General features: G+C 68.3%; 19 protein-coding genes. 2 read left to right on the top strand and 17 right to left on the bottom strand.

What is annotated here, in order from left to right; all coding sequences use genetic code 11:
* Positions 1–17 precede the first annotated feature (17 nt).
* From QSK25_RS14065 to QSK25_RS14055, 3 genes are read right to left on the bottom strand one after another with little or no spacing between them, the layout of a single operon-like run.
* A complete protein-coding gene (locus tag QSK25_RS14065; protein ID WP_285638643.1) occupies positions 18–863 on the bottom strand; it encodes an ABC transporter permease in 846 nt (281 codons plus the stop codon).
* Positions 860–1,633 carry an ABC transporter permease gene (locus QSK25_RS14060; RefSeq protein WP_285638642.1) on the bottom strand — a complete coding sequence of 258 codons (774 nt, stop codon included), beginning with the start codon at positions 1,631–1,633 and terminating at the stop codon, positions 860–862. The genes QSK25_RS14065 and QSK25_RS14060 overlap by 4 nt, the downstream gene beginning before the upstream one ends.
* Complete coding sequence (locus QSK25_RS14055; protein ID WP_285638641.1) at positions 1,633–2,547, bottom strand: ABC transporter ATP-binding protein; 915 nt, start codon at positions 2,545–2,547, stop codon at positions 1,633–1,635. Before QSK25_RS14055 ends, QSK25_RS14060 begins: the two co-directional genes overlap by 1 nt.
* Positions 2,548–2,602: 55 nt before the next feature.
* Between QSK25_RS14055 and QSK25_RS14050 the strand changes: the two genes are divergently transcribed.
* The gene (locus QSK25_RS14050; RefSeq protein ID WP_285638640.1) at positions 2,603–3,181 is read left to right on the top strand and encodes a GNAT family N-acetyltransferase; all 579 of its coding nucleotides are present in this window, start codon (positions 2,603–2,605) and stop codon (positions 3,179–3,181) included.
* Between the two features lie 357 nt (positions 3,182–3,538).
* On the opposite strand, the gene ndk is transcribed toward QSK25_RS14050, so the two are convergent.
* Positions 3,539–3,949, bottom strand: a complete 411-nt coding sequence (gene ndk, locus QSK25_RS14045; protein WP_285638639.1) for a nucleoside-diphosphate kinase — start codon at positions 3,947–3,949, stop codon at positions 3,539–3,541.
* A gap of 155 nt (positions 3,950–4,104) precedes the next feature.
* On the opposite strand from ndk, the gene QSK25_RS14040 reads away from it, so the two are divergent.
* On the top strand, positions 4,105–4,722 hold the full coding sequence (locus QSK25_RS14040; RefSeq protein ID WP_285638638.1) for a hypothetical protein: 618 nt from the start codon (positions 4,105–4,107) through the stop codon (positions 4,720–4,722).
* Here QSK25_RS14040 and QSK25_RS14035 read toward each other — a convergent pair.
* The 13 genes from QSK25_RS14035 to QSK25_RS13975 form a co-directional block, all read right to left on the bottom strand.
* Entirely contained in the window at positions 4,719–6,161 is a 1,443-nt protein-coding gene (locus QSK25_RS14035) for a DHA2 family efflux MFS transporter permease subunit (RefSeq protein ID WP_285638637.1), read from the bottom strand. The two genes, QSK25_RS14040 and QSK25_RS14035, sit on opposite strands and share 4 nt — an antisense overlap.
* A gap of 40 nt (positions 6,162–6,201) precedes the next feature.
* Positions 6,202–6,684: a MarR family winged helix-turn-helix transcriptional regulator gene (locus QSK25_RS14030; protein ID WP_285638636.1), complete on the bottom strand. Its 483-nt coding sequence runs from the start codon at positions 6,682–6,684 to the stop codon at positions 6,202–6,204.
* A gap of 49 nt (positions 6,685–6,733) precedes the next feature.
* The gene (pulA, locus tag QSK25_RS14025; RefSeq protein ID WP_285638635.1) at positions 6,734–12,133 is read right to left on the bottom strand and encodes a pullulanase-type alpha-1,6-glucosidase; all 5,400 of its coding nucleotides are present in this window, start codon (positions 12,131–12,133) and stop codon (positions 6,734–6,736) included.
* 94 nt (positions 12,134–12,227) lie between these two features.
* Positions 12,228–13,472 (bottom strand): hypothetical protein, encoded by a 1,245-nt coding sequence (locus QSK25_RS14020; RefSeq protein ID WP_285638634.1) that lies wholly within the window; start codon positions 13,470–13,472, stop codon positions 12,228–12,230.
* A 21-nt stretch (positions 13,473–13,493) separates the two neighbouring features.
* Positions 13,494–15,002 carry an alkaline phosphatase D family protein gene (locus QSK25_RS14015; RefSeq protein ID WP_285638633.1) on the bottom strand — a complete coding sequence of 503 codons (1,509 nt, stop codon included), beginning with the start codon at positions 15,000–15,002 and terminating at the stop codon, positions 13,494–13,496.
* Between the two features lie 51 nt (positions 15,003–15,053).
* A complete protein-coding gene (locus QSK25_RS14010) occupies positions 15,054–15,476 on the bottom strand; it encodes a hypothetical protein (protein WP_285638632.1) in 423 nt (140 codons plus the stop codon).
* Positions 15,477–15,521: 45 nt separating this feature from the next.
* Complete coding sequence (locus QSK25_RS14005; RefSeq protein ID WP_285638631.1) at positions 15,522–16,220, bottom strand: ESX secretion-associated protein EspG; 699 nt, start codon at positions 16,218–16,220, stop codon at positions 15,522–15,524.
* A 1-nt stretch (position 16,221) separates the two neighbouring features.
* Positions 16,222–17,529 carry a hypothetical protein gene (locus tag QSK25_RS14000; protein ID WP_285638630.1) on the bottom strand — a complete coding sequence of 436 codons (1,308 nt, stop codon included), beginning with the start codon at positions 17,527–17,529 and terminating at the stop codon, positions 16,222–16,224.
* Complete coding sequence (locus QSK25_RS13995) at positions 17,526–18,182, bottom strand: DUF3558 domain-containing protein (RefSeq protein WP_285638629.1); 657 nt, start codon at positions 18,180–18,182, stop codon at positions 17,526–17,528. The genes QSK25_RS14000 and QSK25_RS13995 overlap by 4 nt, the downstream gene beginning before the upstream one ends.
* Positions 18,179–18,478: a PE domain-containing protein gene (locus QSK25_RS13990; protein ID WP_285638628.1), complete on the bottom strand. Its 300-nt coding sequence runs from the start codon at positions 18,476–18,478 to the stop codon at positions 18,179–18,181. The genes QSK25_RS13995 and QSK25_RS13990 overlap by 4 nt, the downstream gene beginning before the upstream one ends.
* A gap of 219 nt (positions 18,479–18,697) precedes the next feature.
* Positions 18,698–19,120 carry a DUF4233 domain-containing protein gene (locus tag QSK25_RS13985; RefSeq protein ID WP_285638627.1) on the bottom strand — a complete coding sequence of 141 codons (423 nt, stop codon included), beginning with the start codon at positions 19,118–19,120 and terminating at the stop codon, positions 18,698–18,700.
* Positions 19,117–20,454 carry a bifunctional tetrahydrofolate synthase/dihydrofolate synthase gene (gene folC / locus QSK25_RS13980; protein WP_285638626.1) on the bottom strand — a complete coding sequence of 446 codons (1,338 nt, stop codon included), beginning with the start codon at positions 20,452–20,454 and terminating at the stop codon, positions 19,117–19,119. The genes QSK25_RS13985 and folC overlap by 4 nt, the downstream gene beginning before the upstream one ends.
* A gap of 5 nt (positions 20,455–20,459) precedes the next feature.
* Positions 20,460–23,087: a valine--tRNA ligase gene (locus QSK25_RS13975; RefSeq protein WP_285638625.1), complete on the bottom strand. Its 2,628-nt coding sequence runs from the start codon at positions 23,085–23,087 to the stop codon at positions 20,460–20,462.
* Positions 23,088–23,092: the final 5 nt, after the last annotated feature.

Genomic DNA, 23,092 nt, shown 5'->3' with positions numbered 1-23,092 from the left:
GACGGCCGAATCGGCGGTCAGTCCAGCAACAACTTGCCCAGACGGCGTGCCGCGACCACCGTTCCGACGGCCGACAGCACCGCGAAGTACGCGACGTGCCCGAGCATGCCCCAGCCGACGACGCCGAGCGTGAGACCGCGCATCAGCTCGACCGCGTGGTAGAGCGGCGTCCACGACACCACCGCCTGCAACCAGCCCGGGTAGACGCTGAGCGGGTAGAACGTCGTCGAGAACAGGAACATCGGCAGCACCGCGAGTTGCACGAGGTCGAAGTCCTGCCAGGACCTCATGAACGTCGTCGCCGCCATGCCCACCGCCGCGAACGCGAACGCCACCAGCAGTGCCGCGGGCAACGCCAGCAACGCCCACGGCGAGAAGACCAGCCCCATGCCGAGCATGACCGCGATGAACCCGGCCGAGTACAGCCCGCCGCGCAGCAACGCCCAGGAGATCTCACCGATCGCGATGTCCATCGGCCCCATCGGGGTCGTGAGCATCGCGTCGTAGAGCTTCGCGTACTTGAACTTGAAGAACACGTTGAACGTCGCGTCGTACACGGCCCCGTTCATCGCGCTGGCCGCGAGCAGGGCGGGCGCCACGAACGCCGCGTAGCTGATCGGCTGCCCGTCCGGCCCGGCCACCGAGGTGACCATCTGCCCGAACCCGAGCCCGAGCGACCAGAGGAACAGCATGGGCTCGAACGCGCCGCCGACCAGCACGAACCACGCGCGCCGGTTCACCATCGCGGACCGTTCGACGAGCTTGCTCGCCTTGCCGCCGTACAACCCCGGCGGGATCACCCGCCACAGCAGCCCCACGCTCGCGGGCCGGGCCTGGTCGGCGCGGTCGAGGGTCTGCGTCATACCGCCAGCCTCCGGTGGAAGAACTTCACGCCGAGCACGATCCCGACGACGACCAACGCCCCGAGGTACACGACGTGCCCCAACGCCGGCAACAGGTCCAACGTGCCGAACGTCGCGCCGCGCGCGAGCTCGATGCCGTGCCAGGCGGGCGTCAGCCACACCACCGGCACCAACCAGTCCGGCAGCTGGCTGACGGGGAAGAACGCGCCGGTGAACAACGTCATCGGCATGAGCACGAACCGGAAGATGTTGTTGAACGCCTCGGGCTTCTCCAACGTGGCGCTGTAGGCCACCAACGGCACGCCGAACGCGAGCCCCGCCAGCGTCCCGGCCAGGATCGCGAGCAGGATCCCCGGCCCCGCCGCCGCCCCGAGCACGGCCGCGACGCCCACGAACACCACCGACCGCAACAACAGCTGCGAGCCGAGCCACATCACCTGCGAGTAGAGCACCTGCGCGGGCGTGATCGGCGTGGCCACCATGGCGATGAACGACTTCTGCCACATGAACTGCGACATGACCGGGAACGTCGACTCGAACGTGGCCCCCTGCACCGCCGTGACCACGACCAGCGCGGGCGCCAGGTACTGCAGGTACGGCACGCCCCCGATCAACGCCGTCGACTGCACCTGCGACCCGAACCCGACCCCGAGCGCCAACAGGAACAACACCGGCGTGAGGAAGCCCGACACGGCCGTGGCCCGCCAGTTGCGCCGGTACCACGTCCAGGTCTTCTCGAACCCGAACCAACTCGCCCGCAACGTGTCCATCAGTCCACCAACGTCCGGCCGGTGAGCCTGAGGAACACGTCCTCCAGGGAACTCCTGCGCACCAGGCTCTGCACAGGTGTCACCCCTTGCTCGTGCACCCTCTGCAACGTCGCCTCACCGTCCACCGTGTACAGCAGCAACCGGTCCGGCAGCACCTCGACCCGTTCGGCGAACCTCGTGAGGTCGGGCTTCTCCTCGTCGGGCTGGAACCGCAGCTCCAGCACCTCTTTGGTGGAGTACCTGGTGATCAGCTCTTTGGGCGACCCCTCGGCCGCGATCCGCCCGCCGTCCATCACCACGAGCCGGTCGCACAACTGCTCCGCCTCGTCCATGTAGTGCGTGGTGATGATGAGCGTGACGCCCTCCTGCTTCAGCCGGAACAGCCTGTCCCACAACAGGTGCCGGGCCTGCGGGTCCAACCCGGTGGTGGGTTCGTCCAGCAGCAGCAGCTCCGGATCGTTCACCAGCGACCGCGCGATCGTGAGCCGGCGCTTCATGCCGCCGCTCAGCGGCTCGACCTCGTGGTCCGCCCGATCCGCGAGCTGCGCGAACTCCAGCAGCTCCACCGCCTTTTCCCGGCACTTCTGCCGGGACATGCCGAAGTACCGCCCGTAGATCTGCAGGTTCTGCCGGACCGTCAACTCCGTGTCGAGGTTGTCCAGCTGCGGCACCACGCCGAGTCTCGCCCTGATCTTCGGCCCGTCCGTCCCGGGATCCATCCCGAGCACCTTGAGATCTCCGCCGGTCCGCCCGGACACGCACGAGATCATCCGCATGGTCGACGACTTCCCGGCCCCGTTGGGCCCGAGAAACCCGAACGCCTCGCCCCGCCGCACCTCGACGTCGATGCCGCGCACGGCCTCGAACGACCCGAAGTGCTTGGTCAGGGCCTTGGCCTCAACGAGGTTCTCCACCCGCCCGACGTTAACGAACAGGTCTGACAATTTTCACCGCAATTACGATCGCCCCATGACGCTGCTCTGGCTCTCGGAAGCCGACGACCACCTCCGCACCGAGATCCACGCGGTGGTCCACGACGTGGTGGCCGCGGGCGGAGCCGTCGGCTACCACTCGCCTCCCTCCTTCGAGCGCATTTCGACCTGGTTGGACGGTGTGCTGAAGCAGGTCCGCGATGGTGACGCCGCGTTCTGCGCGGTCCAGGTGGACGGCGTGGTGCGCGCGGTGGGCCTGTGGCGCCGGGGCTCGACCGCCGTGTTCGGGCACCGGGCCGAGGTCCAGCAGATCATGGCGCACCCGTCGGCCCGCGGCCTCGGACTGGGCAGGCAGGTGATGGAGGGCCTCATCGCCAACGCCCGCTCCGCAAGCCTCGAAATCCTGATGCTCGGGGTGCGCGGCAACAACCACGGCGCCATCGAGCTGTACGAGAGCCTCGGGTTTCGGGAGTGCGGGCGGATGCCCAACGCCATTGCCGTGGGGACGGAGCGCTGGGACGACGTGTGGATGTACCTGCCACTCGGCTACCCGGAGGGCACCACGCTCAACGGGGCCGCGGCAGGGGGCTTGGGCAGCAGCCCGCGACGGCGGTGAGGGCGCAGGGGCAGCGAAGGTGGAGGCGGCGGTGTGAAGGTGTCGAAGGCGGGTGGCGCCGAGGCATTGGAAGCGGTGCCGGCCGCACTCGCCAACGCAAGCCGACCACCGTCTTGGCCAGGTGCGCGCACTCGATTGGACAGCCGGCATCGCAAGCCGACCACCTGCGAAACCTGGCGTGGTGAAGCCGAAAGCGCCCCCGCCAGAGGCTCGACGTCAAGCCCCGATCGCACCCCACATGGTCGAACCGACCCGCGCGACCCCGCAGCCAGGACCCGGCAAACGCAACCAACCCCGCTGGAACAGGAAGGGGACGCGCCGGCGCAAGCCGGCACGTCCCCTCAAAGCCGGACCAGATCAGAGGTTCGGGAACCAGATCTTGATCTCGCGCTCGGCCGACTCGGCCGAGTCCGACCCGTGCACCAGGTTGTACTGGACCTCGGTGCCGAAGTCACCGCGGATCGTGCCGGGCGTGGCCTTCTCGACGGGGTCGGTGCCACCGGCGAGCTGACGGAACGCCGGCACGGCCCGAACGCCCTCGACGACGATCGCGACCAGCGGCCCACCGGTGATGAAGTCGACCAGGTCACCGTAGAACGGCTTGCCGTCGTGCTCCGCGTAGTGCTGCTCGGCGGTGGCGCGGTCGGCGGTGCGCAGCTCGAGCGCGGCGAGCTTGAGGCCCTTGCGCTCGATGCGGGCGATCACCTCGCCGACGAGACCACGGGCGACGCCATCGGGCTTAACGAGAACCAGGGTGCGCTCGGACACGACGGTGTGACTCCTCAAAAACAGGTACGGGATGTGCCGACAAGGGTAACCGCGCACGTGCGGCGCCCTCCGACAGGGCTGTGACGGGGACTACTCGAAGCAGCCGCGCAGCACACCAGGCGATCCATCAGCCAGGAATGCGCCATAGTGCTGCCGTGAGTGCAAAGCACACGGGTTCCGCCGTAACGGGCGCCGCCGTCCTGTTCGTCCTCCTCAGGCTCCTCGCCGTCTCCCACTACGACTGGCACACGAGCTTCGCGCTCCTGCACACCCTCGAACTGGACGACGCCCCGGGCCTGTTCCTCGGCACGTTCATGGCGGACGACCGCATCAGCACGGTCCTGCTGATGATCGTCACCCCGGCGACGTTCTTCTACTACCTGCGCACCCGCAAGGACCCGGAACGTCCGAACACGACCGCACTCCTCGCGCTGATCGTCCTCATCGCACTCATGGTCAGCCACACCCTGACCTACCACCGCTGGTGGCTGGCCCTGGGCGCCGTCGCGATCGGTGCGGCCATGGTGCTCGCGATCCACAACGCCCGCTGGATCCTCAAGTGGTTCGCCTGGATCCTGGCCGGCTCCGCCCTGGCCGTCGCCGCGATCGTCAGCACCCCGTGGGTGCCGAAGGAACGCATCAACGACTCCGAAGAGGTCTACGTCTTCGAGACGAGCCCCGGCTTCCTGAAGGTCCTCGAGGCGAAGGACCGCAAGTTCAAGATCCTGCGCACCGAGGACGTTCAGAAGCGAGAAGAACTAGCCGACCACTAGTGCACCAGCACCGGCTGGGCGGAACGGTCGACCGCGACCTGCCGCAACACGAACACCGCGAGCCCGAGAGCCACCGCCACCAGCGAGGCGGAGATCCAGAACGCCAGGTGGAACCCGGAGGTCAACGCCTCCAACCGGCCAACCCCCGAGGCCAGCAACGACGACGTGTACGAGGTCGACGTCGTGGCCAGCACGGCGAGCCCCAAAGCCCCGCCCACCTGCGCGGTCGTGTTCACCAGCCCGGACGCGAGCCCGGCCTCGTCGGGCGAGGCACCGGACATCGCCAGCGACATCAGCGCGGGGAACGACAACCCCAGTCCGACCCCGAGAGGAGCCACCGCGGGCAGGATGTGCGCCACGTAGGAGCCGTCGACCGGCACCTGCGTGAACACCAGCATCCCGGCGAGCATGAACAGCAGCCCCACGATCAGCATGTTGCGCTCGCCGTACCGCGAGTTGAGCCGGGCCGACAACGACACCGAGAACACCGCGATGGCACCGGCGACGGGCATGAAGGCGAGCCCGATCTGCAACGGCGTGTACTGCAACACGAGCTGCATGTAGAGCGTGCCGAGGAAGAACAGCCCGAACATCCCCGCCACCATGGAGATCTGCACCAGGTTCGCCCCGGTCACGTTGCGAGAGCGGAACACCCGCAACGGCAGCAACGGCCGTGCGGCAGTCCGTTGGCGCACGACAAAGCCCACCAACAACGCGACGGCAACGGCGCCAAGCACCAACGTGTGCGCGGACCCGAAGCCGTAGTGCTCGGCCTTGACGATCGTGTACACGCCGAGCATCACCGCGGCGACGATCAACAACGCCCCGACGACGTCCGCGCCCGCGCGCAGCCCGAGACCGACCGAGTCAGGCACCAGCCGAACGGCGAACACCGCGGCCACCAGGCCGATCGGGATGTTCACGAAGAAGATCCAGTGCCACGACATGGCGTCGGTCAGCACACCACCCAGCAGAAGCCCGAGTGACGCACCGGCCGCGGCGACGAAGCTGAAGATGCCGATCGCGCGCCGCTGCTCCCCCGGCTCCGGGAACATCGTCACGACCATTCCCAAAGTCACGGACGTCGCCAGGGCACCACCCGCACCCTGCACGAACCGGGACACGATCAGCATCTCGGCGCTGAACGACAGCCCGCACAGCAGCGAGGCGACGGTGAACACGCCGAGGCCGATCAGGAACACCTTCTTGTGCCCGATCAGGTCGCCGAGGCGGCCCGCGAGCAGCAGCAGACCGCCGTAGGCGATCAGGTACGCGTTCACGACCCACGCGAGTCCGGCCTGGCCGAACTGGAGGTCCTGCGCGATGGCGGGCAGCGCCACGTTCACGATCGTCTGGTCCAGCACGATCATCAACATCCCCGCGCACAGCACGATCAGCGCGAGCCAGCGCGCGTCGGTCCTCGATCCCCCTGAAGTCATAAGAGAGACCGTAACAGATAGTTTTTTACGGGACTATCTCTTATCCAACTGCATGACGCACGGCACGTTTGCGGGGCGGCTTCTCACACGGGGGCGGGCTGCTCAACCGGCCTTCGACCAGCCGGGTCAGGCCTCCGACCAGGCCAGATCGTTCGTCATCTGGCAACGCGCCGAGCACACTGCTCACGACGTCCACGTACACCTCGTCAGCCTTGGCGGTCATCGTGCGGCCGGCGTCGGTCACCACCACCACGCGCGCACGACGGTCCGTGGGCGACGGCTGACGCTCGGCGTACCCGGCGGATTCGAGGGCGTCCAGCGTCACGACCATGGTCGTCTTGTCGATGCCGACCCGGTCCGCGATCTCGATCTGCGTGAGTCCGGCGTCCAGCGCGCTGGCCAGCACGCAGCGGGCTCGCGGAGTCAGTCCGATCTCCGCGAGCCGCGCCGTCAACTCCGTCTCGAGCGCGTGCGACGCCCGATGCAGCAGCATCATCAGGTCAGTACACCCCGTCGTGCCCATGACCCAACGGTAGCAAACTAATCCGAAACAAAACTATTTCTCAGCGGAACTATCGCTCCAGCACGACCACCGACCGCGCCGCACCCGCCTTCTTCTCCTTCGTCAGCGCCTTCCAGTCACCCGCGGGCAACGTCACGGCCTGGTCCGTCGGGTACGGGTTGATGACCACGACCACCCCGCGCCGCGCCGGGTCCACGTCCGGCCCGACCGTGTCGTCGACGTGCATGACGATCACGCCGGAGGTGGCCGCCGGGAACGACACCTTCTGCTGCACCAGGTCCGCCGACCCCAGCGAGAACAACGGGGACGTCTGACGGATCCGCAGCAGCTCCAGCGTCGCGTGCAGCGAGGCCTTCATGTCCGAGGACGACGGCTTGGCCAGGCCCAGCAACGGTTTCGCGTACGGCCACTTCGCCTCGTTGTCGGCCTTGGGCGGCAACCCGCGCCCGAACCCGTTGTCGCGCAACGACGGGTCGTAGGCGTTGAACCAGTCACCCGAGTCGTAGCTGTTGCGGTCCAACGACTTCGACCGCAGGAACTCGGTGCCCGCGTGGACGAACGGCCGCCCCTGCCCCAGCAACGCCGGCGCCAGCGACACCGTCTGCATCTTCACCCGGTCGGCCATCGACGTCTCGGGCTTCAGCTTGAACATCAACGCGTCGAACAACGCCTCGTTGTCGTGCGCGTCGACGTACGTGATGGCCTCCAACGGCTGCCCGGTGTACCCGGCGGGTGAGCCGTTGTACTGCACGTCGCGACCGGCGACCACGGGCCCGGCCGTCGACTGGAAGCGGTAGGAGGCCATGTTGCCCGCCATGCCCAGCTTCACCAGGTCGCTGTAGTTCTCCAGGCGCTGGGCGACGTTCCCGTTGGCGGGCGAGGAGTTCACGTCCCCGGCCAGCCCGGAGCCGATGCCCTGCACGCGCGGGTCGTCGTCGAACGGCCCGCCGCCGCGCACGGCGTCGCGCAGCCGGTCGCTGAACGTGCCGATGCCGGTCCCGGCCATGTTGGCCTGCGTGGCCTGCTCGAACCGGGCGTTCCCGGCGACCTCGCCGAAGTCCCAGCCCTCGCCGTAGACGCCGATCTTGCGGCCGTCGACGCCGTCGCGTTCCACGGTCAACGCGTCCAGCGCCGCCCGCACGGCGAGGATGTTCGCCTTCGGGTGGTGGCCCATCAGGTCGAACCGGAACCCGTCGACCTTGTAGTTCTTCGCCCACCGCACGACCGAGTCCACGACGAGCTTGCCCATCATGGCGTTCTCGGTGGCCGTGTTCGCGCAGCACGTGGAGTTGGCGACCGAGCCGTCGAGGTTGAGCCGCTGGTAGTAGCCGGGCACGACCTTGTCCAGCACGGACGTCGGTGCGTCGCCGAACGCCGCCGTGTGGTTGTAGACGACGTCCACCACCACACGGTTGCCGTTGTCGTGCAATGACTTCACCATCTCGCGGTACTGCTTCGACCGGGCAGCGCCGTTCTGTGCGTCGGCCGTGGCGTAAGAGCCCTCGGGCACGTCGTAGTGGAACGGGTCGTAGCCCCAGTTGAAGCCGTCCTTGGCCGCGACCGCGCCCACGCAGGCCTGCTGCTGGTCGGAATCCGCCGGCAGCGACGGGAGGTCACACGCGGGAGTGGCCTGGTCGGACCGCTTCTCGGGGATCGTCGCGATGTCGAACGTCGGCAGCAGGTGCACGGTGTCCATGCCCGCCGCGGCCAGCGTCTTCAGGTGCTTCATGCCGGTCGAGTCGCGGTGGGTGAACGCCTTGTAGGTGCCGCGATCGGCCGCAGGCACGGACTGGTCGTTGATCGAGAAGTCGCGCACGTGCAGTTCGGTGATCGCGCCACCCATGCCCTTCGCGACGTCCTTCGCCCACCCGGCGGGCATCGTGCGGCTGTCCTTGAGGTCGGCGAACTGCGAGTGCGTCGAGTTCACCGACAACGCCACCGAGTACGGGTCGGTGACCACGACCGTGCGCTGCCAGTTGGTGACCTCGAACTGGTAGTACTTGTTCTTCCAGGCACCGGTGCCGGTCCACGAGCCCGAGGCGTCGTCACGCTTGAGCTGCACGACCTTCCTGGGCTCACCGGAGGGCTGGTCGAAGATCCGCAGCTTGACGTTGGACGCCGTCGGCGCCCACAACCGGACCGACGCGCGGTCGTGGTCGAACGCCGGGCCGAACGTCAGTTTCGTCGCGGCAGCGGCGTAGCGGTCGTCCAGCACCCCCGCGATCTGCACGCTCGTGCGGTGCCGGATCGCCCCGCCCGCGTCGACGTGCACGGCGGAGAGCTTGTCCCGCAACGCCTCGTCGACGAACCCGCGCACGGCGAACACCGGCTTGCCCTTCAGGTGCGGGAACCGCGCCGGCACCTCCTCGGCCGTGGGCGACAGGCGCAGCACCTTCGTGCCGTACTCGAGCCGGTAGCCGTCGGACTGCACCGAGGGCACGTCCCAGACGACCTTGTCCTTGGAGATCCAGATCGCCTTGGCCTTGGTCAGGTCGTCATCGGCGGCCGGACCGGCGTTCGGCGGCAGCAGGTAGGTCTCGTCGCCCTGCAACTGCCACACCTCGTTGCCCTTCTGCCCCAGGTCGAGGAACTGGTCGGGGCCGGGGTCCTTGGCGTCGCCGCGGTGGATGATGTAGCTCAGGCCCGCCGCGCCGGCCGCGAGCGGCACCGACCAGTAGACGCCGTAGGCATCCGCGCCGTCCGGTACGCGTGACTGGTTCCAGCCCGGCGACGGCTCGGCGGAGCCGGTCCAGTGGTACATCGTCCAGTCGGTGTAGTCGCCGTCCGCGCGGTTGTAGTGGATCACCGCGCGGTTCTCGGCGGCGGCCTTCGTCGCGTGCACCTTGCCGTTCGCGACCCACGCGTGGCCGCTGGTGAACTTGCCCGACGCCTCGACGGTGGTGCCGCGGACGACGGAGAAGTCCGTGGTGGGCGACAGTTCCGCGATGCCGTCGGTGAACGGCACGTCCCCGCGTCCGGCGACGCGCACGAACGCCCCGGCGGCGTCACCGACGTAGTGCACGACCGCCTTGCCGGTGGCCGCCTGCTCGGACGGGTGCGCGGCCGGATCGCCCTGCTCCAGCCAGATCTCCGGCGTGACGCTCGGGTCCACGAACCGGTCGACGGACGTGTCCTTCTCGTCGCCCTTGTGCGCGATGATCCCGACGGACTTGGCGCCCGGCTTCAGCTTCACCCAGGCGAACCGCCCGTAGGCGTCCTCCCCCGCGAACGGCAGCGGGGCGTTCCACTCGGTCGGCGTCTCCACGTCACCCCAGACGTGCAGGCCCCACCCGTCGTAGCTGTCGCGCGCGTAGTGCACGACCAGCCAGTCGGGGTTCTTCGTGCCGGGGTCCGGCAACGGCGGCGCGGCGACCAGCGACACGAACGCGCCGTCCGCGCCGATCTCGCCGGACTTCGCGACCACGCGCAGTTCGACGCGCTTGCCGACCGCGGCACCCGGAAGCGCCGACAGGTCAGCGAAGACGCGGTACGGCGCGGCGTCGTCGGTGCCGAGGACGGTCCAGTCCCGCGTGCCTTCGACCCGTGCCGCGAACGTGGCGGCCGCGTTGGGCGCGCCGATGCCGTCCGCGCGCAGTTCGACGCGCTCGTCGAGCACGGTGCCGGCGGCGGGCGCGACCAGGACGGGCGACGGCTTCGACTTGGCGACGTCGCTGGTTCCCTTGAGCACCAACGTCGACAGCGCGGGCACGGTCACCGTGACGCGGCCGTTCTGCACCTGGGCGTTCTCGAAGCCGGCCGACGACACGGGCACGGTCACGGTCGCGGGTGCGGTGCCCGCGTTGGCGACGACGAGGTGTTCCCGGCCCAGGATGCGGCTGAACGCGAACACGTCGCCCTCGGCGTACCGCAGCACCTGGTTGCCGTCGCGCCACACGGGATCCTTGTCGACCTGTGCCGCCAACGCCTTGAGCTGCTGGTACAGCGGGTGCGCGGTGTTGAAGTTGTCCACCGCGCCGGTGCGGTCGGAGCCGATGAGCTTCTCCGCCGCGTACTCCGGCGTCTTGGACGCGAACATGTCCTGACGTGCGAGCTTGTCGCCGCCGGTGCCCGCGAAGCCCTGCTCGTCGCCGTAGTAGACGACCGGGTTGCCGCGCCACAGGTACATGAGCTGGTTGCCGAGCTTGAGGCGTTCCAGCAGCTCCGCGTCCGTGATGCCCGGGCGGTCGTTGCGGATCATCCACGCGATGCGGCCCATGTCGTGGTTGCCCAGGAACGTGGGCAGCGACGAGGCGTTGGAGTCGGCGTCGGTGTAGCGGTCGTCGTCGAGCAGCACCTCACCGAGGCGTTGGGAACCCTTGCCGGACAGGAAGTTCAGCGCGCTGCTCTGGAACGGGAAGTCGAGCGTGGCCTGCATGCGGCCGTCGGTCGTGTACTTCGAGGTGTTCTCGGGCGAGGAGTCGAAGACCTCACCGAACACGAAGAAGTCCTTCTTGCCCTTGCGGTTCGCGTACTGCTTCACATGCGGCGCGAGGGCCTGCCAGAACTCCAGGTTCACGTGCTTGACCGTGTCGACGCGGTAGCCGTCGATGTCGAGCGTGTCGATCCAGCTGGTGAAGATGTCCTTCATGCCGTTGACCACGCGCGGGTGCTCGGTCATCAGGTCGTCGAGGCCGGAGAAGTCACCCTGCTCGCTCGACTCGCCGGAGAACGTCGAGTCGCCGCGGTTGTGGTAGAGCGTGGAGTCGTTGAGCCACAACGGGTACTTCGTCGGGCCGTCCTTCACCGGGGTGTACGGGAACGACTTCTGCGCGTCGAGCTTCGGGAAGTCCTTCTTGCCCGCGTGGTCGGCGATGTCGAAGGGCTTGCCGGACGCGTCCAGGTACGGCTGGGCGCCCGTGGAGACGTACTGGGTCCTGCCCTCCTCGTACTTGATCACGTCGGCGGTGTGGTTCGCGACGATGTCGAAGAAGACCTTGATGCCCCGCCGGTGCGCGTCCCTGATCAGGTCGCGCATCTCCTGCGTGGTGCCGAAGTGCGGGTCGAGCTTCGTGAAGTCGAGCGTCCAGTAGCCGTGGTAGCCCGCGCTGTCGCCCTGCACCCAGCGGTTGAGGAACATCGGCGTCATCCAGATCGCCGTGATGCCCATGCCGTCGAGGTAGTCGAGCTTCTGACGCAGCCCCTTGAGGTCACCGCCGTGGTAGAAGCCCTTGTCAGCGGGGTTGAAGCCGTGCTCGGCGGCCTTGCTGCGGCCCCGGTCGTTCGACGGGTCGCCGTTCGCGAACCGGTCGGGCATCACGAAGTAGAAGCGCTCGCCCCGCAGGTCGTCGCGCTTCGGGGGCAACGCGAGCCTCGCGTCCCCATCTCGCACCCCCGGCGCTATGTCCACCACCTCGCCCACGGCAAGACGTTGCGGTGGAGCGGCAACGGCCTGGACCGGCGTGAGGGGGATGAGAACCAGTGCAGCGAGCGCGGCGACGACCCGACGCATCGCGACCTCCTTGTCGCAACTTCTTGCAGGGTTGCTGCACGAAACCACGACAAACAGCAGGAAACAATACGTCGGGTCCTGCAAATATTTGCAGTCAGCCTGCCGCTCGCCGGTAGGTGATCGCCATCCGCAACGGATGTGAGCGCCACTCGTTGACCGCCAGGCCCGCGATCACGCCGATGCCCTCGACCGACTCGGCCGTCGCCGGGGCGTTGCGGCTCGTCGATCCCGCGAGCGGTCCCTCGGTGGGAGCCGGGGCGAACTGGGCGATCACCACCTGCCGGCCCTCGTGCTGCTGCACAGCGAGCAGAACGTGTGGCTCGGCCTGCTCGCCGTCGTTCTCGATCGGCTCCAGGGACAGGAACTCACCGCGTCCGGCCGCCTCGCCCGCCATCCGGCCCGCCCACTTGAAGGCGTTCATGACGTCGTCGTCGGAGAGCTCCGCGTCCGCCTCCCGGAGGGTGACCTGCTGCAGGCGGGTGCTGTGCGCGGTCATCTGGCCGTTGGTGGTGAAGCGGTCGGGGATCATCGCGTCGCCGGTCTCGACGTCGATCATGAGCATGTCGCGGAAGCGGGTCTCGGCGAGCGGCGACCGCCCCATGAGGCCGCGGCCGAGCATCTCGTGCAGCTTCGGGTCGGTGACGCGCCAGAACGTGGTCTGCTCGCCGACGCGCAGGCCGACGAAGTCCCGGACCGGGAGGCTCGGCATCGCCGTGACGAGGCTCTGGCCGGGCTCGATCGGGGGTTTCGGGGGCTGAGCGCGGAACGGCGGCAGCGAGGCGAACCCCGGATCGACCCGTGCGGTGCGCACGACGTGATGGGCCCACGCGCGCACACGGGTCAACGGGTGGTCGGGGAACCGTGCGTCGTGGCGTGGGTCATCGCCCGCGTGGAACGGCAGGACGCCTTGCAGCTCGGGCGCGTACGGGTGCTGCATGGCCCAGTTCTCGAACCCGATCTCGGCCGCGAGCACGGCCTCGCGCGTGCCCGTCATGCCGCGTTCGACCGCGCCGAGTTGCAGCACGGCACTGCTGGCCTCCTTCGGGATGGTGAAGGAGGCGACGAACACCTGGCCGTTGGGCTGGTTCGGCAGCGGCATCTTGATGATCCGCAGCAGCGCCTGCGTTCCCCCGAGCTGGACGACGTGCGCCTCGATCAGGCAGCCGGTCTCGCCGTGGACGAGCGCGAGGTCGTGCCTGAGCTTCGGCAGGTCGTCCAGGCCGGCGGGCAGGTCGGGGACCAGGCCGTAGTAGGTCAGTCGGGCCTGGTCACCGCTCTGGTGCTGCCAGGTGTTCTGGTCGAGCTGGCGGAAGCCGGTGGTGTCGAACGAGATGGGCACCCGTCGACACTACGTCTCCGGTCAGGAAGCCCTGAGCGTTTTGCTCCAGAGCGAGGCGCCTGTCGCGTCGCGCAGCCACACCGTGAGCTCGTGCCGCGTCGCCTTGACCTCGCCGAAGTGCTGGAAGTTGTCCAGCGGCGTGGTGTTGGCGGCGGGCGGGGCGTGCACGAACACGGCCTGCGGGCCGAACGTCGGGTCGAGCGTGTTGGGACCGAACGCGCCGGAGTGCAACGGGCCGGACACGAACTCCCAGAACGGGTCGAAGTCGCCGACCGCCGCCCGATCGGGTGAGTAGTGGTGGGCGGCGGTGTAGTGGACGTCCGCCGTGAGCCACACGGTGTTCTTGACTTTGCGCTTCTTGAGTTCCCGCAGCACCCAGGCGATCTCGTGCTCGCGGCCGTTGGGGGCGCCGGGCAGGCCGTTCGCCACGCCTTCGACGTCGGTGCCGTCCGGTACGGTCAAACCGATCGGCAGATCCGCAGCGATGATCTTCCAGGTGGCGGTGCTGCGGTCGAGGCCGTCTACCAACCACTTCGCCTGCCTGGCGCCCAGGATGACGCCGGGCTGGTCCTTCGGGGAGGTGTTCTTGTCCTTGTAGGTGCGCATGTCGAGCACGAAGATCTCGACGTTGCGGCCATAGGCGAACTTCCGGTAGACGCGGCCGTCCACGGCGCGCTTCCGGTCGAGCGGCATCCACTCGTGGAACGCCTGGAAAGCCCGTTGCGCCAAGACGTCCACACGCTTCTCGGTGTACTGCGGCAGATCCAGGATCTCGCCGGGGTACCAGTTGTTCGTGACCTCGTGGTCGTCCCACTGCGCGAAGGTGGGCACCTGGGCGGCGAAGCGCTTCACGTTGTCGTCGAGGAAGTTGTAGGCGAACTGGCCGCGGTACTCGTCGAGCGTTTCGGCCACTTTGGACTTCTCGGGCGTGACCAGGTTCCGCCAGATCCGGCCGTCCGGGAGCGTGACGCTCGCCTGCATCGGGTTGTCGGAGTAGACGCTGTCGCCGCTGTGGATGAAGAAGTCGGGCCTGCGGTCGGCCATCGCCCGGAAGATCGGCATGCCGCCGATGTCGGGGTTGATGCCCCAGCCCTGGCCCGCGACGTCACCGGACCAGACGAAGCTGACGTCGTCGCGGCCGACGGGGGCGGTGGAGAAGCTGCCCGTGATCGGTGCGCTGACGCTGCGGCCGTGCAGGTCCTCGGCGGTGACGCGGTAGTAGGCGGTGCGGCCGGGCAACAGGCCGTTCAGGCGCACCTGGCCCGTGCCCCCGGTCTCCGGCGTGAGCAACGGCCCGCGAACCCGGCGGCAGACCCGGAACTCCGGGTCGTTCGACACCTCGACGAGCATCCGCGAGGGCCGGTCGGCGCGCGTCCACACGATGCCGCCGTCCCAGGTGACGTCGCCGGACTGCACGCCGTGGGTGAGGATCGGACGGTCGGACCTGGCGAGGCTGACGCCACCCGGCACCAGCGCGGCGGCCGTGCCGAGTGCGCCTGCCTTGAACAACGTACGACGGTCGAAGGTCATGCGCGGTTTCTAGTCGCCGGTTCTGACCGGGGACCGAACCCGAGGTGAACTTCAGCAGCGCAGGTCCGTCCAGCCGGAGACGTAGGTCCCGCCGGGCACAGTGACGCTCGCGACGGCGCGCGTGCACTGCTTGAGCGTGGCCGCCGGCGCACCCCAGAGCTCCTGCCTGGTGCCGCTGCGGGACTCGCTGCCGGGGTACTCCTCGGTGCCGTCGATCACCGCGATCCAGTTGGTGACGCGGAAGGAGTTGTTCTTGGCGTAGGAGTCCCAGACCCAGGTGTAGGCGACGTTCTTGCCGCACCCGGCGAACTGCTTGACGGAGGCGATCTTCTCGCCCTTGTGCAGGACGTACCCGGTCGTGCCGATCTGCTTGGCGGTCGGGCAACCGGGGACGGTCTCGGCGTGGGCGGTACCCGTGGTGACGGACAGCAGCGTCGCGGCCAGTGCGGCGGCGAGGGCAAGTGGCTTTCTCACAGCCGCGACGCTGCGGCAGTCCGGTTATGGGGCGGTAAATCCGTTCTACGTCAGGCGCTTGAGCCAGTCGGTGATGATCTGCCGCGACGCCGGCGTCGCGTGCACCCACGTCTGGTGGTTCTGGTCGGTGTACTTGACCACGAGCCAGCGCCCGTCCTCGAAGTCGATCGTGGTGAGGAACGTCTTGGCGCGCTGCCTGCTCTCCCCGTCGCGCCTGGCCGCGTACAGCTTCGCCGTGCCCTTGCGGGGCTGCGCGAGCAACTGCCGCAACGAGATCGAGGGCGACGCCTTGCCGGGCTGGTGCACGTTGATCTCGCTGGCGTGCACGTTGATCGAAGCCCCACGACCCGCCGGCACGTCCGGCAACTGCATGGCGAGCACCTCGGGCGCGTTCTCCGGCCGGATCGGGTGCAACTGCACGAACCCGTTGTCGTGCACGGCGAGCACCCCGTGCTGCGAGTTCGCCGCGACGACCACGGGCCGGGTCTCGTTCGGCGTCACCGCGATCCACGCCGAGTAGTCGTGCTCGGCCTTGGCGATCAGGTGCAAGGTGCCCCGGACGTCCGGGTGGTCGAGCCCGACCCGCCGCAACTCCCCGATGACGTCACGCTCGATGAGCACGCGTTCGTCCTCGGTCTCGCCGGGCGAGGCGACACTCAGCGCCGGGTGGTACTCCCCGAGCTTCTCCTGCTTCCACAGCACGTCGAAGGCGAGGTCGGACAGTTGGATGGACGACCGCAGCACGTCACCCCCCGATCGTCGGCGGTGCGACCATCGGCATGTCACCGATGATCTCGTTCGTGTTCTCCTCGGTGATGAGGTAGTCGGCGCTCTTGTGCTCCAGGTCGTCCTCGCCCTGGCCCTTGGCCCCGTGACCACCCATCCCGCCCATACCGGCGGCACCCGCGCGACCAGCCGCACCGGCAGCGCCACCACGGGCACCACCACCGGCCGCCGTCTCGCCCATGCCACCGAACACCCCGGCCTTGCCACCAGGCTGCTGCCCAGCCGAACCAGCCGAGCCGGCACTGCCCATGCCGCCGCCGATGCCGCCGGCGCCACCGAACTTGCCGGCGCCACCACCCATGCCACCGGCACCGCCACCACCACCGAAGCGGCCGCCGCCCGCACCACCGGGCCCACCGGTGCCACGACCGCCACCGGTCCCGTTCGGGCCGCCGATGTTCGGGCGCACCGGCACGCCGACGGGCGGGAGACCCGTTGTCGGCGGGCGGTCGATGACGCTGCCGACCGGCGGCTTGCCGGTCAGGTTGTCGACGATCGGCCGGCCGGTGTTGTTGGTGTTGCTCGGGTTCGTGTTGTCGACCCAGCTCGTGTTGGTGTTGTCCCCGTTGGTGGTGGGAACCGTCCAGCCCGTGCCGATCGTGCTCTGCGTGCTAGTGGTGGAACTGGTCGACGAAGTGGAAGACCGCGTCTGATCGACGTTCTTGTTCCACTTCTTGTCGTCGTCGCCGCCACCGTTCTCTTTGATGACCTCGACGTTCAGCGTGTCAGCGACAACGCCCGGGAATTCCTTGGGAAGCTCACCGCGGTTGGTGTTGCTCGCGCTCTGGAACTCCCGGTAGACGTTGCGGTTGTACTCTTCTTCCTTGTTGTAAGCGTTGATCTTGTCTTCGGTGTCCGTGTCCCACGGGGTCAGGTCGTCGTACAGGTTCGTGTCCGGCTTGGAGGCCGGCATGTTCTTGAGCTGACCCTTGTTGTGGTTGAATTGGTAGACCTGGTTCGAGATCGAGTGGTCGGCCTGCCGCAGCGCGTCCTGCATCTGGATCATGGCCTGGTTGATCGGGTTGGCTGCGGCCTGCGCGGCGTCCGCACTGGCGCCGGTCCAGGCCTCGCCCAGGGTTTCGCCGACCTTTTTGAGCCTCGACTCGATGAGGACGTAACTCTTCTCGAGCTCCTTGGCCTTGTCCGCAGCGATCTGCGCCGTACCAGTGCCCTTGCCACCGTGCATCTGCGCGTAGATCTCGGCTCCGGAGAAGCCTTCAGCTCGCGAGGTGTCCTCAGAAAAACAGCTGGGCGCGGGTCGTGTCATTTCGCACCTGCCTTGATGGTGGTCATTCCCAGATTCGCGAACTCAGTGGCGCCGGCGCACGGGTCGGCGAAGTACTTGCTCTTCTCTTCGCTCTGAAGGGAGAACATGATCACCCGATCCTCCGAGACACCGACGAACAGCTCGCAGTTGCCCTTCTTGCGCTGGTCCACGACGAGCGCAATGGCCGCGGGGTACCCCTGGACCTCCAGCGGCTCGAACACCGGATACGTCGCGTCCTTCTTCGCGTAGAGGGACTCCAAGCTGGTACCGGCCGGGGAAATGATCATGCCGGGCGCCATCTCCGCCTCGGTGAAGGTGCCGGGCCACAGGCACCCCGCTCCTGCGGACGTCGTGTTCAGCGAGCCCACGACCCCGGGGAGGCCGAACGTCTGCAGCTGCGTCGCGGTGACCACCCCGCACGGATCGGCCTCGGCGACCTTCACATCGATCGGGTTCGAGATCTTCGGCGCGCCTGCACTGTTGCTCGTGCTGGTCGGCTGCGAGGCAGTGGTCGGCGTGCCGCTGGTGCCACCGCTTGTGCCGCATCCCACCAGCAGAACAAGTGCGGCAGCGCCGACGACGGCGGTTCGGATGCGCAACAACTCAGTCCTTCGGCTTTGGTGGTCGGCCTGCTGCTGGGTTCGGCGGATCATCCGCTGACCTTGCGGGCGTTCTCTTGTTCGGTCTGCTCGTACTGGGCGAGCGTTGCCTTGAGGTTCTTGATCCGCGTCTTCAAGGTTTCCTGCAACTGCTCGTTCGACGTCTGGTGCGCCGCGCCAGCGGTCACGGCCCAGTTGTTGTAGACACCACTCGGCCTGTCCAGGCCGGCAGGCTGAATCGCCACCAGCATGTTGCCTGCGTCGTGCGCCTTCAAGAGGTCGGCGTAGATCGACTCGTACTCCTTGATGGCAGCGCGAAGCGTCTCGAGATCAACCTTGGTACCGCTCATCCCCAGTGCCCTCCCCCGTGCAGAATCGTGCGCCGATCAGCATAGCGCCAGGTGGCGGGACCCGTCCCGGATTCAAAGCACGATCGGGTGAACAAGGCGGAAGTGTAGTTGCATTGCGACAAGCAAGGGTACGTACTTCGACGCCGCCCTTAGCTCGAGCTATTCGACGGCACCGCAAATAGTCTTTCCGAATTGTGCGAGCGCCTTCACCCGATTGCGTCAGGAAGCCGCTGCGTCGTTCTGCTGTTCGGCCTTCTGAGCTGCCTGCTGGGCCGGGAGGCGGCCCTCCGCCATGCGCTTCAGCAGGTCCTTGCGCAGCCAGAGCATGTAGACCCAGACGAGGCCGAAGATCACGCCGATCACGCCCATCGCCGGCAGCAGCAGCCAGGTGGCGATCAGCAGGACGTGCAGACCCACGACGGCGGGAATGGCCCAGGGCCGGCGGACGAAGGCGCACATGGCGATGAAGACCACGATGAAGCCGAACGCCACGCCGCCGACCAGGGAGCCGACGCCGCCGTGCAGTTTGGCGATGACCGGGAGGGCCAGGGCCACGACGATCACTTCGAGGATGAGGGTTCCGGCCATGATGCCGCGGAACGCCTTCATCGGGTCTTTCTTCAGCGGGGCCGGGGCGGTCATGCCGGTTCCTTCCCGAACAGCGCGCGGGCCTCGCCCGCGGTGACGACGGAGCCGGTGACGATGATGCCGCCGCCGGACTGTTCGTCCTCGGTGAGGTGGATGGCTTCCTCGATGGCGTCGACGAGGCGCGGGCGGACCTCGAAGCGGTCCTCGCCGAAGATCGGGACGGCCAGGCCCGCCAAGACGTCCGGGTCCATTGCTCGAGGGGAGGAGTTGGTGGTGATCACCAGTTCCTGCACGACCGGTTCCAAGGCCGCGAGGATGCCCTCGGCGTCCTTGTCGGACATCACGGCCACGACGGCGACCAGTTTGCGGAAGCCGAACTCGGATTCCAGCGCGCGAGCCAGCGCTGCAGCGCCGTGCGGGTTGTGGGCCGCGTCCACGAAGACGTTGGGGGCGCTGCGGACTCGTTCCAGGCGGCCCGGCGTGATGACGGACGCGAAGCCCTCGCGGACGAAGTCGATGTTGATCTGGCGGTCGGGGCCCGCGCCGAAGAAGGCCTCGACGGCGGCGAGTGCGATGGCCGCGTTCGCTGCCTGGTGTTCGCCGTGCAGGGGCAGGAAGATGTCCTCGTAGACGCCGCTGAGGCCCTGCAGCGTGATCATCTGGCCGCCGACCGCGACGGCGCGGGAGATGACGCCGAACTCGCTGCCGAAGCGGGCGACGGTGGCGTCGACCTCGGCCACGCGCGTCAGGATCACCTTCATGACCTCGGCGGACTGCTCGCCGATGATCGCGACCGAGCCCGGCTTGATGATGCCGGACTTCTCGACCGCGATGTCCTCGGGACGGTTGCCGAGGTACTCGGTGTGGTCCACGCCGATCGGGGTCAGGACGGCGACCTGCGCGTCCACGATGGACGTCGCGTCCCACGTGCCGCCCATGCCGACCTCGACGACGGCGACGTCCGCCGGGGCCTCCGCGAAGGCCGCGTAGGCCATGCCGGTGAGCACCTCGAACTTGCTCATCCGGATCTCGGACTGGCTGTCGACCATCGCGATGTACGGCTCGATGTCGCGGTAGACCTCGACGTAGCGCTCGGGGCTGATCGGCTGGTTGTCGAGGCTGATGCGTTCGGTCGCGAGCTGCAGGTGCGGGCTCGTGAACCGGCCCGTGCGCAGGCCGATGCGCGTGAAGAGCGCATCGACCATGCGCGACGTCGACGTCTTGCCGTTCGTGCCCGTCAGCTGCACGACCGGGTACGACGTCTGCGGGTCGCCCAGCACGTGGGCGAGCGCCTTGATCCGCTCCAGCGACGGCTCGAGCTTCGTCTCGGGCCACCGCTGGTTGAGCTCGTTCTCGACGTCGAGGAACTCGTCGAGGTTGTTCTCCACGGTGCTTACGCCTCCGGGAGCGCGGCCAGGCGCTCGTTGATGCGGGTGATCTCGGACTCGGCGGTGGCCTTGCGCTCCTCGATCTTGGCGCGGACGTCGGCCGGCGCCTTGGCGAGGAACGCCTCGTTGCCCAGCTTCTTCGTGGTGCCGTCGAGCTCCTTCTGCGCCACCGCGAGGTCCTTCGCGAGGCGCTTGCGCTCGGCGGCGACGTCGATCGCGCCGGACAGGTCCAGCTCGACCTTCACCGCGCCCTTGGGCAGGCCGACCTCCAAAGTCGCGGAGACCGTGAACTCCTCGCCCGGCTCGGTCAGGCGCGTCATCGACCGCACCGACGGGACCTGGTCCAGGAGACCGACGCAGCACGCGCCGCGGACCTTGCCCGCGACCTTCTGGCCCGGCTTGAGGCCCTGCTCGGAACGGAACCGGCGGATCTCGGTCGCGAGCTTCTTCAGGCCCTCGATCTCGGCCTTGGCCTCGAGGTCGCGCTCAGCCCCCGAGGCAGCGGGCCACGCGGCGACGACGAGCGACTCGCCGCCGGTCAGCGCCGTCCACAGGGTCTCGGTGATGAACGGGATCGACGGGTGCAGCAGGCGCAGCAGGACGTCGAGGACGTGGCCCAGCACGGACTGCGTGGCCTCGGCGCGGCCGTCCGCGATCTGGACCTTCGCGATCTCCAGGTACCAGTCGCAGAACTCGTCCCAGGTGAAGCTGTAGAGCGCCTCGCAGGCACGGGAGAACTGGAACGCCTCGAAGTTCGAGTCCACGGAGGACACGAGGGCGTCGAGCTCGTCCAGGATCCAGCGGTCCGCCGCCGTCAGCTCGTCACGAGCGGGCAGCGGGCGGGCCACGGTCGCGCCGTTGGCCAGCGCGAACCGCGTCGCGTTCCACAGCTTCGTGGTGAAGTTGCGGGAACCGGCCGCCCACTCCTCGGCGACGGCCATGTCCGAACCGGGGTTCGTGCCGCGCAGCAACGTGAACCGGGTGGCGTCCGCGCCGTAGCGCTCCATCCAGTCGAGCGGGTCGATGCCGTTGCCCTTGGACTTCGACATCTTCTTGCCGTACTGGTCCCGGATCAGGCCGTGCAGGAAGACGTGGTCGAACGGTTGGACCTCGTCCATCGCGTACAGACCGAACATCATCATCCGGACGACCCAGAAGAACAGGATGTCGTAGCCGGTGGACAGAACGCTGGTCGGATAGAACTTCTTCAGGTCCTCGGTGGACTCCGGCCAGCCCAGCGTCGAGAACGGCCACAGGCCCGACGAGAACCACGTGTCGAGGACGTCCTCGTCCTGGCGCCAGCCCTCACCGGTCGGCACCTCGTCATCCGGTCCGACGCAGACGACCTCGCCGTTGGGGCCGTAGTAGACCGGGATCCGGTGGCCCCACCACAGCTGGCGCGAGATGCACCAGTCGTGCAGGTTGTCGGTCCAGTCGAAGTACCGCTTGTTCAGCTCGGCCGGGTGGATCTTGGTGCGGCCGTCGCGGACGGCGGCGGACGCGGCCGCGGCGATCGACTCGACCTTCACCCACCACTGCAGCGACAGGCGCGGCTCGACGACGGTGTTGCAGCGTGAGCAGTGCCCGACGGAGTGGACGTACGGCCGCTTCTCCGCGACGATCCGGCCCTCCGCGCGCAACGCGGCGACGATCGCCGGGCGCGCCTCGAAGCGGTCGAGGCCGAGGAACGGGCCGTTCGCGGTGATGACCGCGCGGCCGTCCATGATCGTGAGGTTCGGCAGGCCGTGGCGCTGGCCGATCTCGAAGTCGTTCGGGTCGTGCGCGGGCGTGACCTTCACGGCGCCGGTGCCGAACTTCGGGTCGACGTGCGCGTCCGCGACGATCGGGATGCGGCGGCCGGTCAGCGGCAGCTCGACCTCGGTGCCGATGAGGTGCTGGTAGCGCTCGTCGTCCGGGTGGACGGCGACCGCGGTGTCACCCAGCATCGTCTCGGCGCGCGTGGTCGCGACGACGATGGACGCGTCCCCGTCGCCGTAGCGGATCGAGACGAGCTCGCCCTCGTCCTCGCTGTGGTCGACCTCGATGTCGGACAACGCGGTCTGGCAGCGCGGGCACCAGTTGATGATCCGCTCGGCCTGGTAGATCAGGCCGTCGTCGTACATCTTCTTGAAGATCGTCTGGACGGCGCGCGAGAGGCCCTCGTCCATGGTGAAGCGCTCGCGCGACCAGTCGATGCCGTCGCCGAGCCGCTTCATCTGGTCGAGGATCTTGCCGCCGTACTCCTCTTTCCACTCCCAGACGCGCTCGACGAACTTCTCGCGCCCGAGGTCCTGCCGCGACAGGCCCTGCTTCGCGAGGTCGCGCTCGACGGCGTTCTGCGTGGCGATGCCCGCGTGGTCCATGCCCGGCAGCCACAGGACCTCGTAGCCCTGCATGCGGCGGCGGCGCGACAGGGCGTCCATCACGCTGTGGTTCATGGCGTGGCCCATGTGCAGCGAGCCGGTGACGTTGGGCGGGGGCAGCACGATCGTGAACGGCGGCTTGTCGCTCTTGACGTCCGCCTCGAAGTACCGCCGGTCGACCCACCGCTGGTACAGCTCCGCCTCTACCTCCGCCGGAGTCCACGCGGCGGGGAGGTCGGGACGCTGGGTTGCGGTGTCGAGTTCAGTCACAGCCG

Source organism: Lentzea sp. NBRC 102530 (assembly GCF_030269365.1).
Classification (GTDB): Bacteria; Actinomycetota; Actinomycetes; order Mycobacteriales; family Pseudonocardiaceae; genus Lentzea.
Note: the sequence above shows the minus strand (reverse complement) of the source record. Positions and strands in the feature narration are given on the sequence as shown.

Excerpts from the sequence above, each read along its gene's own strand:
- QSK25_RS14065 (WP_285638643.1), bottom strand. The coding sequence starts at position 863 with ATGACGCAGACCCTCGACCGCGCCGACCAGGCCCGGCCCGCGAGCGTG.
- QSK25_RS14060 (WP_285638642.1), bottom strand. The coding sequence starts at position 1,633 with ATGGACACGTTGCGGGCGAGTTGGTTCGGGTTCGAGAAGACCTGGACG.
- QSK25_RS14050 (WP_285638640.1), top strand. The coding sequence starts at position 2,603 with ATGACGCTGCTCTGGCTCTCGGAAGCCGACGACCACCTCCGCACCGAG.
- QSK25_RS14035 (WP_285638637.1), bottom strand. The coding sequence starts at position 6,161 with ATGACTTCAGGGGGATCGAGGACCGACGCGCGCTGGCTCGCGCTGATC.
- QSK25_RS14030 (WP_285638636.1), bottom strand. The coding sequence starts at position 6,684 with ATGGGCACGACGGGGTGTACTGACCTGATGATGCTGCTGCATCGGGCG.
- pulA (WP_285638635.1), bottom strand. The coding sequence starts at position 12,133 with ATGCGTCGGGTCGTCGCCGCGCTCGCTGCACTGGTTCTCATCCCCCTC.
- QSK25_RS14015 (WP_285638633.1), bottom strand. The coding sequence starts at position 15,002 with ATGACCTTCGACCGTCGTACGTTGTTCAAGGCAGGCGCACTCGGCACG.
- QSK25_RS14000 (WP_285638630.1), bottom strand. The coding sequence starts at position 17,529 with ATGACACGACCCGCGCCCAGCTGTTTTTCTGAGGACACCTCGCGAGCT.
- QSK25_RS13995 (WP_285638629.1), bottom strand. The coding sequence starts at position 18,182 with ATGATCCGCCGAACCCAGCAGCAGGCCGACCACCAAAGCCGAAGGACT.
- QSK25_RS13990 (WP_285638628.1), bottom strand. The coding sequence starts at position 18,478 with ATGAGCGGTACCAAGGTTGATCTCGAGACGCTTCGCGCTGCCATCAAG.
- QSK25_RS13985 (WP_285638627.1), bottom strand. The coding sequence starts at position 19,120 with ATGACCGCCCCGGCCCCGCTGAAGAAAGACCCGATGAAGGCGTTCCGC.